General features: G+C 65.4%; 14 protein-coding genes. 8 read left to right on the forward strand and 6 right to left on the reverse strand.

Annotated features, from left to right (window positions below; genetic code table 11):
* Positions 1 to 34 precede the first annotated feature (34 nt).
* A complete protein-coding gene (locus tag ACVKN3_RS02050; RefSeq protein ID WP_285401657.1) occupies positions 35 to 640 on the reverse strand; it encodes an XrtA/PEP-CTERM system exopolysaccharide export protein in 606 nt (201 codons plus the stop codon).
* A gap of 150 nt (positions 641 to 790) precedes the next feature.
* Here ACVKN3_RS02050 and ACVKN3_RS02055 point away from each other — a divergent pair, with 150 nt between their 5' ends.
* On the forward strand, positions 791 to 1,492 hold the full coding sequence (locus ACVKN3_RS02055) for a YdcF family protein (RefSeq protein ID WP_354512791.1): 702 nt from the start codon (positions 791 to 793) through the stop codon (positions 1,490 to 1,492).
* A 20-nt stretch (positions 1,493 to 1,512) separates the two neighbouring features.
* Here ACVKN3_RS02055 and ACVKN3_RS02060 read toward each other — a convergent pair whose 3' ends face one another.
* A complete protein-coding gene (locus tag ACVKN3_RS02060; protein ID WP_354512789.1) occupies positions 1,513 to 4,140 on the reverse strand; it encodes an autotransporter family protein in 2,628 nt (875 codons plus the stop codon).
* A 364-nt stretch (positions 4,141 to 4,504) separates the two neighbouring features.
* Between ACVKN3_RS02060 and ACVKN3_RS02065 the strand changes: the two genes are divergently transcribed.
* From ACVKN3_RS02065 to ACVKN3_RS02085, 5 genes are all read left to right on the forward strand, one after another.
* Positions 4,505 to 6,550, forward strand: coding sequence for a hypothetical protein (locus ACVKN3_RS02065; protein ID WP_354512787.1), 2,046 nt, complete (start codon positions 4,505 to 4,507; stop codon positions 6,548 to 6,550).
* Between the two features lie 60 nt (positions 6,551 to 6,610).
* On the forward strand, positions 6,611 to 8,620 hold the full coding sequence (locus ACVKN3_RS02070; protein WP_354512785.1) for a hypothetical protein: 2,010 nt from the start codon (positions 6,611 to 6,613) through the stop codon (positions 8,618 to 8,620).
* Positions 8,621 to 8,649: 29 nt separating this feature from the next.
* Entirely contained in the window at positions 8,650 to 11,085 is a 2,436-nt protein-coding gene (locus ACVKN3_RS02075; protein ID WP_354512783.1) for a hypothetical protein, read from the forward strand.
* A gap of 184 nt (positions 11,086 to 11,269) precedes the next feature.
* Entirely contained in the window at positions 11,270 to 12,220 is a 951-nt protein-coding gene (locus tag ACVKN3_RS02080) for a hypothetical protein (protein ID WP_354512781.1), read from the forward strand.
* 67 nt (positions 12,221 to 12,287) lie between these two features.
* The gene (locus ACVKN3_RS02085; protein ID WP_354512779.1) at positions 12,288 to 13,436 is read left to right on the forward strand and encodes an Ig-like domain-containing protein; all 1,149 of its coding nucleotides are present in this window, start codon (positions 12,288 to 12,290) and stop codon (positions 13,434 to 13,436) included.
* A gap of 60 nt (positions 13,437 to 13,496) precedes the next feature.
* Here the strand turns inward: ACVKN3_RS02085 and ACVKN3_RS02090 are convergent, their stop codons facing one another.
* The gene (locus ACVKN3_RS02090; protein WP_354512777.1) at positions 13,497 to 13,811 is read right to left on the reverse strand and encodes a hypothetical protein; all 315 of its coding nucleotides are present in this window, start codon (positions 13,809 to 13,811) and stop codon (positions 13,497 to 13,499) included.
* Between the two features lie 77 nt (positions 13,812 to 13,888).
* On the reverse strand, positions 13,889 to 14,290 hold the full coding sequence (locus ACVKN3_RS02095; RefSeq protein WP_354512775.1) for a hypothetical protein: 402 nt from the start codon (positions 14,288 to 14,290) through the stop codon (positions 13,889 to 13,891).
* Between the two features lie 115 nt (positions 14,291 to 14,405).
* Between ACVKN3_RS02095 and ACVKN3_RS02100 the strand changes: the two genes are divergently transcribed.
* Positions 14,406 to 14,771 (forward strand): hypothetical protein, encoded by a 366-nt coding sequence (locus tag ACVKN3_RS02100; RefSeq protein WP_036141023.1) that lies wholly within the window; start codon positions 14,406 to 14,408, stop codon positions 14,769 to 14,771.
* Positions 14,772 to 14,784: 13 nt separating this feature from the next.
* Here the strand turns inward: ACVKN3_RS02100 and ACVKN3_RS02105 are convergent, their stop codons facing one another.
* Together ACVKN3_RS02105 and ispG are read right to left on the reverse strand one after the other, a co-directional pair.
* Positions 14,785 to 15,615 (reverse strand): aldo/keto reductase, encoded by an 831-nt coding sequence (locus ACVKN3_RS02105; protein ID WP_354512773.1) that lies wholly within the window; start codon positions 15,613 to 15,615, stop codon positions 14,785 to 14,787.
* A gap of 65 nt (positions 15,616 to 15,680) precedes the next feature.
* Positions 15,681 to 16,940 carry a flavodoxin-dependent (E)-4-hydroxy-3-methylbut-2-enyl-diphosphate synthase gene (gene ispG, locus ACVKN3_RS02110; protein WP_285401648.1) on the reverse strand — a complete coding sequence of 420 codons (1,260 nt, stop codon included), beginning with the start codon at positions 16,938 to 16,940 and terminating at the stop codon, positions 15,681 to 15,683.
* A gap of 104 nt (positions 16,941 to 17,044) precedes the next feature.
* Here ispG and ACVKN3_RS02115 point away from each other — a divergent pair, with 104 nt between their 5' ends.
* Positions 17,045 to 18,520, forward strand: coding sequence for a phospholipase D-like domain-containing protein (locus tag ACVKN3_RS02115; protein ID WP_354512771.1), 1,476 nt, complete (start codon positions 17,045 to 17,047; stop codon positions 18,518 to 18,520).
* Positions 18,521 to 18,522: the final 2 nt, after the last annotated feature.

Consider the following 18,522-nt stretch of genomic DNA (forward strand, 5'->3'; position numbering starts at 1 on the left):
ATAACACCCCTTGCCCCGCCGGACGGCGGGACGGTCAGAAAGCGCGCTGCGGGACGGTGATGACATCACCGGGCTGCACGGGATAGTTGTTGGCCAGGTCGCCCTGCTGGAGGATCTTCTGCAGGCTGACCGCATAGGCTTGCGTGCTGCCCGCCGCGTCGTGCCGGTAGAGTTCGGTGCGATCGGGCGCGGCGAATTCCGTCGTGCCGCCCGCCGCCAGCACTGCGTCCAGCACGGTCATGCCCTGGCGGTACGGAATCGAGATCGGGCTGCGTACGGCACCGGTGACCCGCACGCGCGAGAGGTACTCGTGGCTGCGCAGCGCGGTCAGGATCACAGCCACCTGCGGATCGCGGATGTACTGCACCAGCTTCTGCTGGATTTCAGCGCCCACCTGGTCGGTGGTGCGACCGCCGGCCGCCACGTCGCCCACCAGCGGCACGGTGATCTTGCCGTCGGGGCGCACCGGCACGCTGACGCTCAGGTCGGGGTTGTGCCAGACGGTCACCTGCAACTCGTCGTCCACGCCGATCAGGTAAGCGGCGACGACCGGACTGGCCGCATCCCGCGTAGGGGGCGGCAGATGGCTGCCGCCCGTTGCGCAGGCCGTCAGCCAGAGAGTGGCTGCCACGGCAGCCACGCGTTTTCCATGATTCATACGACACCCGCCCTGTGATTTCTCCCGGTGGGTATCGTCATTTCAATGCGCGGTGGCGTCCATTCAACAGCCCGCCTAGGCCATTCGACCGACGGGCGGAATGACCGGTTTTGCGCCATCATCGCGGCGGCCATGGATATCGCCGACTACCTGCTCCATCCGGCCATACAGGCACTGTTGCTGGCCGTCCTGTCCACCGCGCTGGTGCTGTGGCGACGGCCACGCCATGCCTGCATTCTCGGTATCGTCGCCGCGGCATGGCTCGCCCTCGCGTCCACGCCGGTCCTGGCCCTGCACCTGCGCACCGGGCTGGTAACGGGTAGGGACGATACGTCGTCACACGCGGATGCCATCGTCGTGCTGGGCGGCGGCGTACTTCCGAACGGCGACTGGTCGCGGACGACGACACGAGCCGGCATGGGGCTTTCACTGTGGCGTGCCGGAAAAGCGCCCGTGCTGCTCGCCTCCGGCAGCGACCAGGCGGTTTATCTCGCGCGGGGGTTCGCCGCGTCCGGTGTCCCGGCAAGCGACCTGCGCGTGGAGAACGGCAGCACGGACACGCACGAGAACGCTCGCGACACCGCCGCCATCCTTCGAGCGGAGGGCCTACACCGTATCGTCCTGGTCACCTCCGACATCCACATGCGACGGGCGGCGGCATGCTTTCGCCACGAGGGCATGCGCGTGATCGAGGCGCCAGCGGACGATGCCCTGGCCGACCTCACCGCGGCGCCGGGCTGGCTACCCCGACGCGACGCGCTCACCCTCACCGCCCGCTGCCTGCACGAGTACATCGCCCTGTGGATGTATCGCCAACGGCACTGGCTGGCCTGACGCGATGTCTCGACGTCCGCTCAGAAGCTTACTCGCAGGCCCACGTTGCCGGCCCAGCCGCGCATACCGTAACCGCCGACGAAGTGCTGGTAGTTGCCTTCGCCATACAGTTGCACACGGTCGCTCACCTGGCTCACCACGCCAGCGGCCAGCTTATAGGCATTGCCGACCTTTCCCGAGCCAAACCGACCGCGCACGTTCGCTGCCTCGCTGCTGACCGTCGCCATGGGATCGCCCTGGCTGCTGTGCGAAACATCCACGCTGGCATACGGCATGAACCTCGGCTGCGCGGTGCGACTGATACGGCCACCCAGCACCGCGGTGGTCTGTTTCGCTGTACCGAGGCGGATGTCCAGTCCATCCGTGTCGGTGAAGTCTCGGAAGGCCAGTTGCTGGTGCTTGAGCTGGAAGCGTGGCTCGACCGTCCAGTCGCCGCCGATGGCGATCGGCAGCCCTGCTTCCACCGACATCGTCCAGCCATTCGCACGGATGCGGCCGACGTCCGCACCGCGCATATCGGTACCCACGTCGCCTCGATAGCGTATCGAGCCGAGCACGCCGTCTACCCAGAGGCCATCGCCATGTTGCCATGTGATCCACGCGGAGACACCGTTCGCTCGGTATTTCGCGGTGCTGTTGCCGTCGGCGGCGTTCGGCGTGACGCGGGTGGTGCCGCGGTCGGCCGCCCAGCCGGCGCGCAGCGTGCCGTTGTCGCTGTCGAGGGCGATGAGGCTGCCGCCGAGTTGCAGCGCATTAACCTGCTGGTCGAAGTCGTAGCCATAGCGTTCGAACGACAGGTTGGAGCTGTAGCGAAGCTGCCCGCCGAGATAGCGCGCGAACACTTCACCGCCCAGTGGACCGGCGGACGAGCCCTGACGGATATCGCCGAGCCGCTGGTGCAGCCCATCGCTCATCATGTCGCCATACCGGAGCAGCGCCGCTGGCGCGGAGAGGTACGACGGCACCTGGGGTACCACGGCGACGCGTGCACCCGGCGGCTCAGGGCGGACCGGCTCACCACCGTCGCCACCGTCGCCACCGTCGCCGGGGTTGCCCGGATTGCCCGGGTTTTCTGGCTCGCCCGGATCGACCGGGGGCTCCACCGGCGGCTTGCCGGGGTCCACCGGCGGGTCGATCGGCGGCTTGCCAGGATCGACGGGTGGCTCGACCGGCGGTTCCACCGGGCCGCAACCGCCCTCGCAGACGATCCGGCTACCTAGACGGTAATCCCAGTTGAGGGTGCCACGGGCGAGCAGATTCTGTGCCGGATCGGTCTGCCCCGGTCCGAAGGCATGCAAGGTGTACTGATAGGGGCCGGCCGCCACATAGCCGCCGCGCAGGCTGAAGGCATCGGCGCGTGACGTTCCGGCGACCTGAACCAGCGAGATGCCCTCGCCGGCGTCGACCAGACCGTTGGCGTTGGCATCGGTGTCGGCGCCGTCGCCACGTGGCGTGACGACGATCTCGGTCGGCCCGGTGGTGGTCACCGAGCCCTCCACGAACAGTCGATCGGTCTCCTGGCCGGCGAGCGGACCCCCTGCGTTCATGGTCACGTTCAGGCCAAGAACGCCACCGCTGCCGGTGAGGTCCCCACCGACGTCCACCCGGCTATGCGCGTTACCGGCCCGCGGCGTGAAGACGACGTTGCCGCCGGACAGGTCCAGCGAGCTCAGCGACGAATCGGCCGAGACATTCCAGCTACCCTGGGACGCAAGGGCCATCGCGATATCGCCGCTTGTCGCACCGGCCATGGCCGACCGTTCGCTCAGGGCGAGTGCGAGCGACGAGCCGTCGGCCACGCGGACATCGCCCCGCACGAGGCTACCGCCAGCGACATCGATATCGGCCGTGCTACGCACGCCCAGATCGATCGCCGTGCCGCCGCCACCGACGATCTCGCTGCCGCCGCCGATGTGGACCACGGCGTTGGTCGACTGGTTACGCAGGGTGTCGATCGAAATGCCGCTGCCGGTCACCCCCTCGACCCTGGCGCCATCGAGTTCGAGCAGGCGGGTGCTCGGCAGGATGACACCATCGCCACGATCGTCCTGACGAATGCGCACACCGTGCAGCTGTCCGGTCACCGAACCGCCCTGGACCGACGCACCGCCGAGGAAAATCACCAGCCCCACACCGCTCGCACCGGTTCCGCGTACCTCGGAATCGCGCAGTGTCACCGTGCCATTCCCTGGCAGATGGTTTTGTGCCACGAACACACCGTAGGTGAAACCGCTCAGCACACTATTGCTGACCACGACGTTGCTGGGCATCGCAGCCGCGCCGTTGGAGGGTACGATGCGGATGGACAGGGCACTGCCGGTGGCACTGTCTACGCGCGCGCGCGTGATGGTCGCGGCGCTCTGTCCGGTCAGCGCGATCGCGTCGGACGCACTCGCGCTCACGTTGCCTGCGTCGATCAGCACCGACGATGAGTCCGCGGCGATCGACAGCGCCGCCGAAAGCGGCGACAGGGTCAGGGACGCGCCGTTACGCAATATCCATGCTTCAGCTGCCTCACCCGGCACGACGGTCTTCGATTGGCCAGCGCCCAGTTCGCCAGCAACGGCAACCCCTGCCGCAGGCAGGTAACACGCCGCCATGGCCATCCACAGCGGTGCCCGTCGGATACGATGATTCTGAGAGCTCATGGACTATCTCCGTTATTCCAGGTGACTCGATGCGTCGCGGGCACCCAGATGGTGTCCGCAAATCTCAAGCCGCCTATTGCAGCAGGAGAAAATACGCTTAGCCATGGGGCGTACTCCTAAATTCATGCTCCTCTTATGGCATGAAGCGAAGTGCTTCATTTGCGTTAACGCCAGCTCTCCACGACCCATCGCTATGCAATTCCGGATACCCGGAAGCTATGTCGTGGACCGCACTCGAAAGGGAAGCCATGCCCTGCTCGCGCCTACAACCTTCTGTCTATGGCCGTTGTATCGCCCCCGACCGTAACCTGCATCCATCCCGCCCGGGCTTTCCGGCCCGGAGATTCACCCAAAGGAGTCGACCATGGACGGATCGAGCAACAAGCGTTACCCGGCAGTGCGCCGCCAGCCGCTACCGGCGACGGCGGTAAATTCCACCATCGGGCTGTCGGACGTAGGTACGCAGGTATATACCGAGCCCCTCATCATCGATGCCACGGCACTCGCGCCGGTGCCGCCGGGTGGAAAAGCGGACAATCTGCTTCTTGCGAACACGAAGGAAAAGGCGATCGTCGTCACGGCACCGCTGCCACCGAATGCCGATGCCGGTGACACCGTCCAGGTGGTGTTGAACGACCATGCTGTGGGTCAGCCTATCGATGTCAAGGATTTTATCGACAGCGAGATCATGCAGATCTCGATTTCGGCGGAGGACCGCGCGAAGGAGCCGGAAGGTGTCGTCCGCATCAACTACCAGATTGACTTCGTCTCCGGAAGCGGCGGCATCGAACCGGGCCCGCCCGGGCAGACCTACATCACCGACTACACCCCTCCCGGCCTCCCGTTCCTCGGCCAGTTGGTGTTTGCGGAGGATGTGATGAAAAACGGTGTCACTCCCGCCGCATTGCGCAGCGATGACAACGGTGCGGAGTACCTGCCTGCCCTCGTCCCCAGCTACAGGGACCTCGCCCCGGGCGATCGTATCCTGGGTCTGGTCGGCACCCGTTCGGAAGTGCTCGACCCGATCGACGTCGGTAACGAGGACATCGAGCTGCGTTTCATGCGCAGTTTCATCGAAGAACAGCCCGACGGCCCCATGAACTTCTCGTATAGCGTCAGCGACCGCGCCGGCAATACCTCCCAACCGGCCGCGCCTGTTCGGCTGCAGGTGCTACTCAATGGCGCCATTCCGGATCTGGAGCCGCCCCGTGTACCGGCTTACGACGAGGATACGGTCGGTCCCAAGATCATCGACGAAGAGGATGCCCGTGCGGATGGCGGCGTCATCGTGGAAATTCCGACCAACGAGGGCATCCTGGTCGGCGACACCGTCATGCTGCACTGGGGCAGCCAGGACATCGGTCCGGTCCTGGTGACGTCGCCATCCAGCGATCCGGTCGTGACGATCGGTGTGCCCTATGCCGCCTTGCTGGCCGAGTGGGCGGCGACGAGCGAAGGTCAGGATGTCCTGGCGACCGTCGACGTCGGCTACGATGTCATCCGTGGCGGCGTGATTGCCGGCAGCGCGCAACAGCCCGCCGTCGTCGAGGTCAATCTCTATCAGGCCGGTGGCGCAGACCCCGATCCCGAGACCCCCGAGAACGAGAGCCTCGAGGCGCCGACACTCACCAGCGCCGGCGGCTCCGACAACGAAATCCCGCCGGAAGATGCCGAGAAGAACGCGACGATCACGATCCCCTGGCTGCAAGCCGATGGGGAGACGCCGGTATTCCTGATCGGCGATATCGTCACGCCGGTCTATGGGACATACGACGTACCGTCGCTGACCATCGAGGCGGAGCCAGCCGAAGACCTCACGATCTCACTTCCCGTAGTCCTCATCATCGCCGTCGGTTCCGGCGCGATCGACCTTTACTATCGTATCGAGCGAGCACTGGCCGACGGCGGCAGCAATACCTCGCGCTCGCCGACCACGGTCGTCACGGTGCACGGCGCCGATGAACTCCCCGGTGGCGGCTCTCTCCCCCCGGGGACGATGCCCGAGGCGAAGGGTACCGCCCCGGGCCAGCCGGACCGCCTGTTGATCGGCAAGGTGCAGGCGAGAGACGGCACCGACTTCGTGATCCCCGCGTACGTCAATCAGAGTGCGACCGACACGGTCACGGTCGATATGCGGGTCTTCCGCTCGTTCTACGGCAGTGGTCACCCCGGGGACAGGCCGCCGGCGAACGACCGCGACGTGACCAAGTCGTTCACGGGCCCGGTCTCGCCACCGATGCCGCTGGTGGTGCACTTCACCGAAGTCGAGCTGATGCGTTTCGAGTATCCAACGCAGGCACTCCATGCTCATCTGACTTACACGGTGACGTCGGCGTCGGCGCCGGACCGTCCTGTCACGTCGGAGTTGCTCCTGGTCGACATCGATCCACGCGGCGATCTGCCCGGCTGAACCTGCAAGACGCTCGCTGGGACCGTCGTCACGCGACGGTCCCATGCGCATGGAGGCGCTATGCACGACGATACCGAACCGCAATCCGCTCCCCAAGCTCTCGGTCCTCGGCTGGTCTTTCCCGCCGAGGTACTGGCCCGCGTGCCATCCCCTATCGCGCCCGACCACCTGCTGAAGGAGTCGGTCCGGGACGAGGCCATCGTTCTCAGCCTTCCGTTCCCGCTTTCCTACGAGGCCGAACCCGGGGACACCCTGCAACTGACCATCGACAGGCGGCCCGTCGGCGACATCACGGCACTCGATCTGCATGCACCAGGTGAGACGCTAAACCTGGTACTGGCCGCGGCTGACCGGCCTTTGAGCCTCATAGAAGACCGCCGCGTCGTTCGCATCAACTACGAGGTGTATTACGGCTCGGGCAGCGGCGCCAACGAGTACGGCCCGGACGACCAGACGTTCGTTACCGATATCGTACGGCCCGGTCGCGATTCCCTCGCCGCGCTTTCATTCAACACCCGCGTGATCGACTACGGTGTAACGCCCGATGTCCTGGCGGAAGACGGCGCGGGAAATCGTTACCTGCCGGCCATCGTCAAAGGCTATGCCACCGCGGCGGCGGGCGACTGGATCCAGGGGCGTATCGATGACGATCCGCTGCTGCTCTCCGATATCTACGAGATGCGCGAGGCCGACGTCGGTACGGATGTCGAAGTCCGGTTTCCGGCGGCCATGTTGGAAGCGATCGATGGTGGACGTCATGCATTCAGCTATCTGGTCGTCGATCGCGCAGGCAACGTGTCGCAGCAACCGGCCAGTGTCGATCTCGATATCCGGTTGTCCGAGCACATCGACGACCTCCTGCCGCCGACAGTCCCGGCTGCCGCGGACGGCCTCGTGACCAGCGACGATGCTCGCATCGACGGCGGCGTGAAGGTGGTCATCCCGGGCAACGCCGCGATCAGGGCCGGCGACGCGATCGTCGTGCTCTGGAACGCGCACGTGTCGGCGCCCTACCCCGTGCTTCCGGCCCAGGAAGGCAGGGATCCGCTGATGACGATCACCTCGCCCTACGACGATGTGTATACGGATTGGTTGGCGGCCACCGATGACACCGATCGCAATGTGCCGGCCCGCGTCGACTATCGCGTGGAGCGCGGCATCAGCGTGATCGGTACGCCGGCGGAGCCCGCACTCCCCGCGATCAATCTGTTCGGGCCGGGCGGCCGGGATCCCGATCCGCTGACGCCCGTGCACGAGAACATGCCACGACCGGATGTGCGCGGAGCGAGCGGCGATCCGGCCAACGTGATCCGTGCCGAGGACGTGGCACAGGACGCCACGGCAACCATCGCGTGGGAGATACCGGGGGCGCCCGGCATACAGGCCTTCGCTGCCGGTGATCGCATCCAGCTGTTCTGGGCGGCGGATCCTGTCGGCGCAGCTATCGTCGTCGACGCCCCCCGGCGTGACGTCGTACTGCGCATACCCAGCCAGGTGCTGCGTGATCACAGCCCCGGGACCTGGCCGGTCCGCTACACCGCATCGCGCACGCTTGCCACCGTCCCGTTCGTCAACATGGCGGCGTCGCCCGACCGGTCCGTCAGCGTCGAAGACTATCGCCAGGTGCCGGGCGAAGGCGAGCTCTTGCTCGATGCCACGTTCGTGGAGTGGGTCGGATCACGCGTGTATTCCATCACCCTCAGCGACGTGATCGACGGCACGCCCGTGCGCATACGGCTGGACCAGCCGAGCGTCGGCGCGGGCGACGTCATCCGCTGGCGCTTCCAGGGGCTGGGTGAATCGGGTGAGCCGATACCTGGCACCGATACGTCCGGCGAGCACGAAATCACGGCTTCCGACATGTCGTCCCGGCCCGACAACACCTGGCCCAAGCCGCCACCCAGCAGCCCGCCGAGCGTGAATCGCGCCTATGTGGACATCACCGTCGACGCCGGATTCCTCCTGCCGATCGTGTTCGGCAGGGCGACCTTCGACTACACGATCAGCAACGCCGTCGGCACCGGATTCGCCAAGCAGGACGTGGTTTACGTCGACGTACGCACGCTCTGAAGTCCTGTTCCATCCTTAAGGAGATCGTCATGCCCATCCTCAATGGTGTTTTTACCGGCCTGCCCGCACCGCTTATTCACGAAGTCGAAAACAACGGCGGCCTCGGTGTCCGCGATGTGGGCGAAGGCGCGGTCGCCCCGGTCACCGTCATCGTCGGCCCCTGGGACCTTTTCAAGGATGGGGATCAGGCGCAGATTCTCTGGGGCGCCGACCAGGTTCTCGTCGGTGAACGTGACATGTCCGCCACGGATGCCAACAAACCGATCCCGGTGCCGGTGTCTCCCGAAAGAATCCGCGCGCTGGGCGACGGTGTTCACGACGTTTTTGTCCGCGTCGTCTCCGCCCTGGGCAACCCACAAGTATCGCCACCGCTGACCGTGCGCGTGAAGACGAAACGACCGGGAGGCATCGACACCCAGCCGGATACCGAAACGATCAACGAGAACCTTGCCACCGCGCTCGTGCGGCCCTCGCCGCTCGTTGGCGATATCAGCAACGTGCGTGTCGTCGTACCGCGTTACGAGAACGTGGCCGAGGGTGATCGCATTCGCGCCTCGTGGCATGGCAAGTTCGTGGACCTGCCGCCACTGACAAGCGACGATGTCAGCCGGAGCGAGTTCGAGATTCCGATCGACGAGGCAACCATTCGTTCGGCCGGCGGCGGCGACGCACAGATCACCTATCGCATCCTAGACCTGGTCAGCAACAACTCGCTATGGGCACCGTATCGGGTGGTGGATGTGCCTATCGACGACCCGAATGCGCCCACATCGCCCTGGGTAAAGGGCACCGTCGACGACGCCGGCGTGGTGTTGCGGCTGACGGATCTCGACCGGGGCCCGGTGACCGTCCTCGCCGAGGCGCATGGCGGCAAGACCGGCGACTCCATCTTCGTACGCTGGGCCGGCGTGGCGGCAGGCGAGCAACCGGTGCCCCCTTATCAGACAGAACCGAAGAACGTGACCCGCGACAACGGCACCCTGACGTTCCAGGTGCCGTACGCGGAGGCGCAAATGCTGGGCGAAGGTCGGGTCAGCGTCACCTACACCATCGAAAGGAAAATGACGGGCGCACGGGAGGTGTCCCGTCGACGTGCCATAAGCGTGGAAGGCAAGGCCATCGGCCTGGACCTGCCGCGGGTGGAAGGCACGACGGGCGACGTCCTGGACGCAGCGGCCCACCTTACCGGCGCCGTCATCGCCGCACCCTCGCAGCCCGAGCGCATACCCGCGGGCAGCCTTGTTACCTTCCGCTGGAGCGGCAACGTGCAAGGCGAAGCCCGCGGGAACGCGGATGGCGTCAACGATACCTATGCCTTGCTGCCGTATACGGACATCGTCAAACTGGTCGGCGGCAAGGTTCGCATCTCCTATCAGGTCGAAACGTTCGGGACGGATAACGCCGTTCTCGCCATCAGCGAATCGGACTCGATCACGCTGGATGTGGTCGACAGCGCCGCAACGCCCGACTTGTCCCCGCCATCCGTGCCGGAAGCGGTCAACGGTGTTCTCTCTGTGAGCGAGCTGCTCGCGCACCTCGTTATACCAAGTCTGTCGAAGGGCACCTTCGTCGAAGCCAACATCCAGGGACGGGTACCGTTCAAGCAGTCGCTTCCCATCGGCGATCCGGCCCGACCGCCGATTTTCACTCTCACCGCGGCAGGCTTCATCCAGCCCAATGCCAACAGCCAGGTATCGGCGACCTATACCGTTACGGCGCCCGGATACAGCGCCACGTCCAGCGCCTATAACTTCGTCGTCGGGTCCATTGCCAACCTGGCCGCGCCGAACGTGCCCGAGTCCACCGATGGCGTGCTCGATCCCTTCTATGTCGGCGGTGCCATCGAAGTAGACGTTCCGTTCGATCCGAACGCGTTGCATGTGAACGACACGGTGACGGTGTTCGTAGAAGGCGTGCTCGGTGACACCCGGCCGACCTGGAACGATAGCCGTGAGCTGAAGGCAGCCGATCTGAATGACCCCATCGTCTTCCAGTGCCCGGCGACGACGCTCCAGCCCGTCGATGGCGGTCAGGCCAGCTTCCATTACACGGTGACACCGGCCAATGGATTTTCGCGGTCTTCGGAAACTTTTACCGTCGCCGTCCGACGTGCGTTGCGCGACCTGCGAGCGCCGACCGTTCAGCAGGCCGAGGGATCGCAGCTCGACCCATTCGACGCCACCGACGGCATCACGGTGAACGTGCCGGCAAATTCACAAATCAAGGTCACCGATGCCGTCACCGTCACCTGGCACGACGACAGCGAGTCAGCCGACCCGCGCGGCTCATACACCACCGTCGCGCAAGCCGGCAATCCGCGAGGTATGACGTTCACCGTACCGTCGAGCGTCCTGCCCTTCAACTTTGGCGACCAGGTGAGCGTGACGTATATGGTGGATCGAAACGGTACGCGCTCGGTGTCCCCATCCGCGTTCAGTCGGTCGATGCGGGCGATGGATGTATGACGCGTCGTCATCGACGCCAGTAACGGCAAGCCAGGTCTTCAGCGGGAGGCACGGGACATCAAACAATTCTTCTATCGCATCCGTCATCTATTTCAACGGACGCCCATGTTTTTTGAACAAGGAACAACGGCCTGCCCGGCAATCCGGTGCGGTACTCGGAACCTCTCCAATGCAAGGAACAGCAATGGCTATCATGAACGACCAGGCCAGCTATGGGTCCTCTAACGTCCAGAGTCGCGACGATGCACGCGCGACTTACTCCCTTTCACCCGCGCTGAGCCTCAACGTGTCGAAGCCGGGCAATCAGGACGCGCGGTTGCCACGACCGGCAGTCGCCGACGCTGACGGCGATCAGCTCGATCTCAACGCGTTCGCGGGAGACACCACGATTACCTGCGTGCCCTGGCCACTCATCGCCATCGGCCAGAAAGTATGGCTTGCGGTCGATGGCACATTGGACGATGGCACTACGACTACGCTTCGCCTGTGGACAGGCTCGCCCGTCGTCGCTTCCGAGATTGGCAATGGATTGAGCAAGACCCTGTCGCGGACATGGTTGAAGAGTCTGCGCAACGACAGCTCCATAACGGTAAGGCTCAACGTGACGTTCGATGAGTCTACTCACGAAGCGCGCAGTGTAGCGTTTCGGGTGCGGACTCTAGCGGTGCGCGTGTCGGAGTTTAATCTTGTAGACAATTTCGATAAATACGCGCTGGGCATGATAACAAATCGAACACCACTTGATTTTCTCCGTTACGAAGGTGACAGTCCATCGAATTGGTCAGTCGTTACTGCTCCGAGCGGGATGAGCGGTCGGTGCCTTCGCGTGTTCACGAGCTCCCCGCCCTCCGGGCCGTACTCGTACCTTCACTATACTACGGAGTATTACCCCCTGCCCGTATCCATAATGGAGTTCACTTACATTGCCATGTCAGGTGCCAACTCGGGCTTGCCCTTCTACATTAGGGCTGGATCTGTCCAGCAGACGCATTGGCTGATTGTCGACAAGCAGCCGCATACGCTGCGCATCGAGATTCCGAGCACTGTTCAATATTCTTTCGGCTTTGGAGGCACGCCCACCGGCCCCGGAACATTGGATGTATATGTGGATAACTTGAAGATAAAAACGCCATGATCCGTGAAATATGCCGGCTGCTTTTCTAGGTGCTTTACGACCTATATCCGCCATGCAAGGAAGCATCATGCTCACGAATGACCAGACCAGCCGTTCGGCCCCTGATCTCCAGGGTCGCAGCGGTGCTGGGGCGACCCACGCCTTATCACCCGTACGGCACATCAACGTACTGAAACCCGCCAATGGCGATGCGCGGTTGCCACGACCGGTCATCACCGACGCCGACGGTAATAAACTCGACCTGAGCTCGTTCCCTGGGAACACCACGATCACCTGCGTGCCCTGGCCGCTGATAGCCGTGGGCCAGAAAGTATGGCTGGCGGCAGACGGCACACTCGCCAATGGCGATCCGACTACGCTTTCGTTATGGGCGGCCTCCGGCGTCAACGCGTCCGAGGTCCGCGACGGGTTTCGCAAGACCCTGCCGCGAAGCTGGCTGGAAAGCCTGCGCGACGGCAGCACCATCACCGTGACGCTCAATGTAACCTTCGACAGGTCGACCGAAAAAGCCGGCAGCATCGGGTTCCCGTTACTCGAACTGACCTTGCGCCTCGCCCCTGCGTTTTACATCGATCCGGCCGCCATGAGCCTGCTGGTCGGCGGAAGCCGCCAACGGCAGGCGACAGGCGGCGTGCCGCCTTACGGCTACACGTCCAGTAATGCCCGCATCGCGACCGTCGGCAGCGCCAACGGCATGGTTACCGCGGTCTCCGCCGGCACGACCAATATCACGGCCAGCGATTCGGCAAACCATTCGGGCAGCTACGTTGTCCAGGTGACGGCGCCCGAACCTTGGCTGGACGACCTAACGACGTTCGCAGGGCCGTCTTACCAGGGATGGTCGCCCGGCCCTGGCGCGCGGTCTGGAGGGCCGGCCATCATGAGCGATGGAGGACCCGCGTTCTTCAACGGTACGGACGGTGGCGGAAGTTTCTCGGGGACGGTTATTTCACGGACATTCACCGTGACCTACGGTGCAAGCTACGAGGTCGTCGCGCGTGGTGAAGGTAGTGCCTACAACTCTGCGATCATATCGGTGTACGCGAACGGGCAGCCAATCATCCGCTCCGTCACTTTGAATGGCATCGTGAGCATCGGACCCTCAACGGTCGTCGCCAACGCTACATCGATGAGGATAGAGTTTTCCAACGAGCGCATTACCGGAACGGGCAACGACTTCGCTCTGCGTAATATCCGCATCCGGCGTATCGCCTGAAAATGACAAAAAAATGTAACGGCCACTGTCATGACCCGGCGGTGGCTGCGCGCCATCCGCTCAACGATCGTCGGTCTCGATCTGCAACGACGTCTTGCCGTCGCGCCGTATCAGTCCCGGCCCGAACTGCACGACTTTCTCGTCCTTCAGCACAACGGTGTAGTCCTTGTGGCTGAAGGAAAAGCGGCCCGGACGGCGGTCGAGCCAGCTCATGACTTCGAAGCCGATCATGGTGCGGTCGGAATCGGCCGGACCCAACCGGTCCAGCACTTCGTCACGCGGCATGCCTACATCGAGGCGCGCGACTTTCGAGGCCATGCCCGCACAGGCGGACAGGCCCACGGTCAGGGCGGCGACGACGATGGCCCGGTTCATCCTCACTCGCATTCCCCCACGGATCGGCATTGCCGGAATGGTAACCCACCGGCGGCATACCCGGCGCCCTCGTCACGCTAGCGTACGGAGGTGGACGGCGTCGGTGCCTGGCCGACCGGCTTGCCGTGCGGGTCCAGCGTATGGCCCTGCGCATCCACCCCGTGAGCATTGGCGTTCTCGACACGGCGCGTCACGCCCGTGGCCGAACCGGCGGGCTTGACGGGGGCCAGAGCGCGCTCGGTAGCGCCCGCATCGGAGTGCGGCGGCACGGGCGCGGCAGCCGGATTGGATCGCGCCACGGTACCGGTGTCCAGATCCTGGGCTGCACCGGACGACGATGCGGTCGGTGTGGCGGCTGCCGGCGTCGCGATCGGCTTCGGCGGAGGGGCGCTGGCCGGATTCGACGGCGGCGCCGTCTGGGCCATCGCGGCGGTAGCGGCAAGGGCGAGTGACAGCAGGAACAGCGGACGCATGGGCATGGCGGACTCCTGGCATGCCGGTGCGACGCCCCGGCTGGACCACGACGCTATCGCCGCCGGTGTGAAGCCCGCGCGTGCCTGCTAGGCTGCGGCCCTACCCTGCCGGAGACACGCGATGCTACTTGCCCTCGCTCTTGCCATGGCCGCCGATGGCGGCTTCGACGCCCGCGTGCAGACCGCGAAGGTGCTGGAGACCAACGTCGAAGGCAAGCTATGGCAGGGCAAGCTGTGGGACACCATCGGCAATCCGGCCACGGACGCGCTGAAGGACTGCATCGCCAGCAACATGCCGGCCGCCGACCGGCGTCCGTTCACACTGGTGGCGCGGGTGCGTCCGGACGGGCGCAGCCTGGACGTGGACGTGAAGCCGAAAACGCCCGTAGCCACCTGTTTCGCCGGGCAGTTCGCCAACTGGGCGCTGCCCGCGCCACCGAAGACGCCGACCCCCTATCCGATGGAGATCGACGTCTCGATGCAATGACCGGCTGACACGATCAGTTGAAGTCGTCCGGATCGGGGCCCATGCGCTTGCCGGCATCCAGGCCGGCGATGGCCTTCATGTCCTCGTCCGTCAGCGCGAAATCGAACACGTCGATGTTCGCGGCGATGCGCTCCGGCGTAGCGGACTTCGGAATCACCATGTGGCCCAGCTGCACGTGCCAGCGCAGCACCACCTGGGCGCTCGACTTGCCGTACTTCTTGCCGAGGGCAACCAGCGTGTCGTTCTTGAGCAGGTCGCCGCCCTGGCCCAACGGGCTCCAGGCTTCGGTGATCACCTTGTGCTTCGCGTTGGCGGCCACCACGTCGCGCTGGGCGAAGTCGGGATGCAGTTCGATCTGGTTGACCACCGGCACGACGCCGGTTTCCTGCACGATGCGATCCAGGTGCGCCGACTGGAAATTGGACACGCCGATGGAGCGGATACGGCCTTCTTCACGCAGGCGGATGAATGCCTTCCAGGTATCGATGTAGCGATCGTGCTTCGGCGTCGGCCAGTGGATCAGGTACATGTCCACATAATCCGTACCGAGCTTGGTCACGCTTTCGTCGAACGCCTTCAGCGTCGAGTCGAAACCCTGCTCGCTGTTCCACAGCTTGGTGGTGAGGAAGATATCGCCACGCGGCACACCTGAGCGTTCCATGCCCTGGCGCACACCGGCTTCGTTCTTGTAGATGGCCGCGGTATCGATCGAGCGATAGCCCGCTTTCAGCGCGGCGGCCACCGCGTCGGCGGTTTCAGCATCGGGAATCTGGAAGACACCGAAGCCCAGCTGCGGTGCCTTGTTGCCGTCGTTGAGGTCGAGGACCGGAACGGTGGAGGTCATGCGTTGTCTCCTGCGGGGAACCACCGGTCATGATGACGACGGCCCCGCATTCAACGCGTGACGGGTCAGTCGCCGCGCGCGGCGTAATGCGTTTCGACGTAGTGGTCGAGGATGGCCACGAACTCGTCGGCGATGTGGTCGCCGCGCAACGTCATCGCTTTTTCGCCGTCGATGAACACCGGCGCGGAAGGCGCCTCGCCGTTACCCGGCAGCGAGATACCGATGTTGGCGTGCTTGGATTCACCCGGTCCGTTGACGATGCAGCCCATCACCGCCAGGGTGAGGTTTTCCACGCCGTCGTACTTCACCCGCCACACGGGCATCTGCTCGCGCACATGCGCCTGCACCGTCTTGGCCAGTTCCTGGAAGAACTCGCTGGTGGTGCGACCGCAACCCGGGCATGCGGTGACCAGCGGCGTGAACGCGCGCAGGCCCATGGTCTGCAGCAGTTCCTGCGCCACGATCACCTCGGCGGTGCGCGACTGGCCCGGCTCCGGCGTGAGCGAGATGCGGATGGTGTCGCCGATGCCTTCCTGCAACAGCACGCCCAGGGCGGCGCTGGAGGCCGTGATGCCCTTGGAGCCCATGCCGGCCTCGGTCAGGCCTAGGTGCAATGCGTAATCGCCGCGACGCGCGAGGTCGCGGTACACCGCGATCAGCTCCTGCACGCCGGACACCTTGCACGACAGGATGATGCGGTCGCGCGCCAGGCCCAGGTCCTCGGCGCGGGCCGCGGAATCCAGCGCGGAGCGGATCAGGGCCTCGCGGGCCACGTGGCCGGCGTCCCACGGATCGGCGCGGCCGGCGTTCTCGTCCATCAGCGCGGCGACCATGGACTGGTCAAGCGAGCCCCAGTTGGCACCGATGCGCACCGGCTTGTCGTAGCGAATGGCCATCTCGATGATCGAGGCGAACTGGGCGTCCTTTTTCTTGCCGAAGCCCACGTTGCCCGGGTTGATCCGGTATTTCGCCAAGGCCTCGGCGCAGGCGGGCTCGCCTTCCAGCAGCTGGTGGCCGTTGTAGTGGAAATCGCCGATCAGCGGCACCGAGACGCCCATCATTTCCAGGCGCTCGCGGATGCGCGGCACGGCGGCGGCGGCGGCCGGCGTGTTGACGGTGATGCGGACCATTTCCGAACCGGCGCGGGCCAGCTCGGCCACCTGCTTCGCGGTGGATACGGGGTCTTCCGTATCCGTATTGGTCATCGACTGCACGACGATGGGCGCGCCGCCGCCGACCTGGACGCGGTCGATCACGACACCGGTGCTGGGGCGGCGGGCGCCTGCTTCCGCGGGACGCGGGCGGCTGGAAAGGGTCTCGGTCATAGCCGCGCATTTTAGCGCACTGGCATGACCGGAAACCGACTGGTTCTCACGCCACATCGATACCCTGGCCGCGATCATGCGCCATGCAGCTAGACTCGCCCCCCATGAACGCCCGACACCGCACCCACGGCTTTTCCAGCCGCCTGTTCGCCCAGCAGGCCCTCAGCCGCAGCGCCGGCGCTCCGCTCATCGGGGGCAACGCCGTCGAACTGCTGATCGACGCCCAGGCGCATTTCGACGCCTGGCTGAAGGCCATTGCGGGGGCGACCCGGCATGTGTTCCTCGAGAACTACATCATCCGCGACGACCGGATCGGCCAGGCCTTCCGCGACGCGCTGGTGGAGCGCGTGCAGGCCGGCGTGTTCGTCGCCGTGATCGGCGACTGGGGCGGCTGCCTCGGCCAGTCGCGCTCGTCGTTCTGGCAGCCCCTGCGCGAGGCCGGCGGTCTGGTCCGCATCTACAACCCGCCCCGCCTGGGTAGCTCGTTCGGCTGGATCAGCCGGGACCATCGCAAGCTGCTGGTGGTCGACGGCGAGGTCGGCTTCCTGTCCGGCGTCTGCCTGAGCGAGAAGTGGCTGGGCGAGCCGGGCCGCGACGTGCCGCCTTGGCGCGACACCGGCGTGGCGCTGCGCGGGCCGGCCGTGGCGGAACTGGAACACGCCTTCGCCGACAGCTGGCGCGAGGCCGGCGAACCCCTGCCGGACGATACGCGGCTGTCGCCCGTCGCCAACCCCGTCGAGGCCGGCCAGGTCGCCCTGCGCGTCATCGCCACGCAGCCCAGTACCGCGGGCATGTACCGGCTGGACCAGATGGTCGCGGCGATGGCACACAAGACCCTGTGGCTGACCGATGCGTACTTCGTGGGCATGGCGCCCTATGTGCAGGCGCTTTCCGCGGCCGCGCGCGACGGCGTCGATGTGCGCCTGCTGGTGCCCGGCACCAGCGATATCCCCATGGTCGCCGGCATGTCGCGCTCCGGCTACCGGCCGCTGCTGAAGGCCGGCATCCGTGTGTTCGAATGGAACGGCTCGATGCTGCACGCCAAGACCGCCGTGGCCGACGGCCGCTGGGCACGGGTGGGCTCGTCCAACCTGAACATCGCCAGCTGGCTCAGCAACCGGGAAATCGACGTGGCGATCGAGGATGCCGGCTTCGCCACGCAGCTCGAGGCCCAGTACGAGGCCGACCTGGAAAACGCCACCGAGATCCTGTTGCAGCCACGACGGCGCCGTTCGGGCAACGAGCGCGTGCGCAGCCGTACTCCCCATCCGCCACGGCCCCGCCGCGGGGGTGGCAGTTCGGGCCGCGCCGCGGCGGGCGCGTTGCGCATCGCCAACACCGTGGGCGCGGCGATTTCCCAGCACCGGGTGCTGGGCGACACCGAAACCGGGCCGCTGCTGGCCGGCTTCGTCGCCGCGCTGGTGCTGAGCGTGGTCGCCGTCGCCTGGCCAGCCGTCATCGCCTGGCCGCTGGCGCTGCTGGGCGCATGGTTCACTGTCAACCTTGCCGTCAGCTGGTGGACCCTGCGCGAGAAGCGCCGGAAGCACGGCACGGCGGACGTCCAGGGTGCGGACGACTGAAG

The organism is Luteibacter sp. PvP120, from assembly GCF_054055715.1.